Annotated in this window: 5 protein-coding genes; all 5 read left to right on the top strand. The window is 70.6% G+C overall.

The window, feature by feature from the left end:
* Positions 1–240 (top strand): shikimate kinase (locus ESO86_RS14705; protein WP_277985236.1); only part of this gene is annotated, 240 nt, incomplete at its 5' end.
* On the top strand, positions 237–1319 hold the full coding sequence (gene aroB / locus ESO86_RS14710) for a 3-dehydroquinate synthase (RefSeq protein ID WP_129235659.1): 1083 nt from the start codon (positions 237–239) through the stop codon (positions 1317–1319). The genes ESO86_RS14705 and aroB, both read left to right, overlap by 4 nt.
* Positions 1320–1365: 46 nt before the next feature.
* On the top strand, positions 1366–1806 hold the full coding sequence (locus tag ESO86_RS14715; RefSeq protein WP_129235660.1) for a type II 3-dehydroquinate dehydratase: 441 nt from the start codon (positions 1366–1368) through the stop codon (positions 1804–1806).
* A gap of 75 nt (positions 1807–1881) precedes the next feature.
* The gene (efp, locus tag ESO86_RS14720; RefSeq protein WP_129235661.1) at positions 1882–2445 is read left to right on the top strand and encodes an elongation factor P; all 564 of its coding nucleotides are present in this window, start codon (positions 1882–1884) and stop codon (positions 2443–2445) included.
* Positions 2445–2858, top strand: coding sequence for a transcription antitermination factor NusB (gene nusB, locus ESO86_RS14725; RefSeq protein WP_129235662.1), 414 nt, complete (start codon positions 2445–2447; stop codon positions 2856–2858). The genes efp and nusB overlap by 1 nt, the downstream gene beginning before the upstream one ends.
* Positions 2859–2927 lie beyond the last annotated feature (69 nt).

The following is a 2927-nucleotide window of genomic DNA, read 5'->3' on the forward strand; positions in this document are numbered from 1 at the left end:
GCCGACCTCGCCGGCCTCGCCGTCGTCCGGCTGGACGTCAGCCCCGAGGCCGTCGCGCCGCGGCTCACCGGAGGCACGCGGCCCCTGCTCGCCGACGGCGGGCTCGAGCGGTGGACCCGGATCCGCGAGGAGCGCCGCCCCCTGTACGACGAGGTCGCCGGCCTCAGCATCGACACCACGCGTCGCTCGGTCGCGCGGATCGTCGCGGAGATCACCGAGTGGGCTGGAGGACGCGCATGAGCGAGCACGAGGCGACGGTGATCCGAGTCGGCGGCGACGCCGGCTACGACGTGCGGATCGGGCGCGGAGTGCTCGACGGGCTCGGCGACGCGATCGGAGCATCTGCGCGCAAGGTGCTCATCGTGCACCCGGCCCTCCTCGGGGCCCGTGCGACGGCGCTGCGGGAGTCGCTCGCCGACCGCTTCGAGGTGCTCCTCGCGGAGGTCCCCGACGCGGAGCAGGCCAAGCGCGTCGAGGTCGCGGCGTTCTGCTGGCAGATCCTCGGACAGGCCGACTTCACCAGGACCGACGTGATCGTCGGCTTCGGCGGGGGAGCGATCACCGACCTGGCGGGCTTCGTCGCGGCGACCTGGCTCCGCGGCGTCCGCATCGTGCAGGTCCCGACGACGGTGCTCGGCATGGTCGATGCGGCGGTCGGCGGGAAGACGGGCATCAACACGAACGAGGGCAAGAACCTGGTCGGCGCCTTCCACGCCCCGGCCGAGGTGCTGTGCGACCTCGAGGTGCTCGACACGCTGCCGCGGAACGAGATCCTCGCGGGGTTCGCCGAGATCGTGAAGGCCGGCTTCATCCGCTACCCCGAGATCCTCGACGTGATCGAGGCCGACCCGGATGTCGCGACCGACCCCGGGACGCCCGAGTTCCGCCGCGTGGTGGAACTGGCGGTCCGGATGAAGGCCGACGTCGTCAGCGAGGACTTCACCGAGCAGGGGCTCCGCGAGATCCTCAACTACGGCCACACGCTCGGCCACGCGGTCGAGCACGCCGAGCGCTACCAGTGGCGACACGGCGCGGCCGTCGCGGTGGGGATGGCGTTCGCGGCCGAGCTCGGCCGGCTCTCCGGGCGGCTCTCCGACGACGTGGCAGACCGGCACAAGCGCGTGCTCGACCTGCTGAGCCTGCCGACGTCGTACCCCGCCGGGCGGTGGAACACCCTCCTCGCGACCATGCAGCGCGACAAGAAGGCCCGCGCCGGGCAGCTGCGGTTCATCGTCCTGGACGACCTCGGCAAGCCCACCGTGATGCTCGCGCCCGACCAGTCGCTGCTGTTCGCGGCGTACCAGGAGATCGCGTCCTGAACCGCGACGGGCGAGTGGGCGGATGCCGCGCCGCTAGGCTTCGGACATGACCACGATCCTCGTCCTCAACGGACCGAACCTGGGCCGACTGGGCACGCGCGAACCCGAGGTGTACGGCTCGGAGACGCTCGCGGACATCGGGGCGAGCCTCCGGGCGTCCGTTCCCGACGACGTCGTGATCGAGCTGCGCCAGACCGACGACGAGGGCGAGCTCATCGGGTGGCTCCACGAGGCCGTCGATCGCCGCGTGCCGGTCGTCCTCAACCCCGCCGCGTTCACCCACTACAGCTACGCGCTCCGCGACGCGGCCGCCCAGCTGAAGACCGCGGGCGTGCCGCTCGTGGAGGTGCACCTGTCGAATCCGCACGCGCGCGAGACCTTCCGCCACACCAGCGTGATCTCCGCCGTCGCCTCCGGCGTGATCGCCGGGTTCGGGTCGGACTCGTACCGCCTCGCGGTCGACTGGCTCCTGCGACCGCCCAGCTGAGTCGACTACACTCGATCAGTCGCATGCCCTTCGGCGTGCCCGCAGACTTCCCTCCATCGAACGGAAAGCACTTCCATGGCATCCACCGCTGACATCAAGAACGGCGTCGTCCTGAACATCGACGGCCAGCTCTGGAGCGTCGTCGAGTTCCAGCACGTCAAGCCCGGCAAGGGCGGTGCGTTCGTGCGCACCAAGCTGAAGAACGTCGTGACCGGCAAGGTCGTCGACAAGACGTACAACGCGGGTGCCAAGGTCGACATCGAGAACGTCGACCGTCGCGACTTCACCTACCTGTACAACGACGGCGACGGCTTCGTGTTCATGGACGCCACCGACTACGACCAGCTCACGGTCCCGGCGGTCGTCGTCGGCGACGCCGCGAACTTCATGCTCGAGAACCAGTCGGTCACCATCGCGCTGAACAACGGCAACCCGCTCTACATCGAGCTCCCCGCGTCGGTCGTGCTCGAGATCACCTACACCGAGCCGGGCCTGCAGGGCGACCGCTCGACCGGCGGCACCAAGGCGGCGACGGTCGAGACCGGCTACGAGATCCAGGTCCCGCTGTTCCTCGAGACCGGCACCAAGGTCAAGGTCGACACCCGCTCGGGCGACTACCTCGGCCGCGTGAACGACTAGTGAGCGCCCGTACGAAGGCGCGCAAGCGCGCCCTCGACATGCTCTACTCGGCTGACATGCGCCAGGTCCCGGTCGAGCAGGTCCTCGTCGCCGAGGCCGAGCGGGCCGTGAACGAGCCCGAGCGGCAGGCGTCGTGGCTGTACGCACGCGAGATCGTCGACGGCATCGTCGACCACCGCGACGAGATCGACGAACTGATCACCACCCATTCCCGCGGCTGGACGCTCGAGCGCATGCCCGCGGTCGACCGCGCCCTGCTGCGGATCGGCGTCTGGGAGATCGTGTACAACGACGAGGTCCCCGACCCGGTCGCGATCTCCGAGGCGGTCGAGGCCGCGACGGTGCTCTCGACCGACGACTCGGCGGGCTTCGTCAACGGGCTGCTCGCGGCCGTCTCGCACGCCAAGCGCTGAGGCCCCGGCGGCGCCGCACCGCGGCCGTCAGGTCGCGGGCTCGTCCGTTCGCGCCGCACGGCGGCGCTC

This window comes from Agromyces binzhouensis, from assembly GCF_004135055.1.
Taxonomy (GTDB): domain Bacteria; phylum Actinomycetota; class Actinomycetes; order Actinomycetales; family Microbacteriaceae; genus Agromyces; species Agromyces binzhouensis.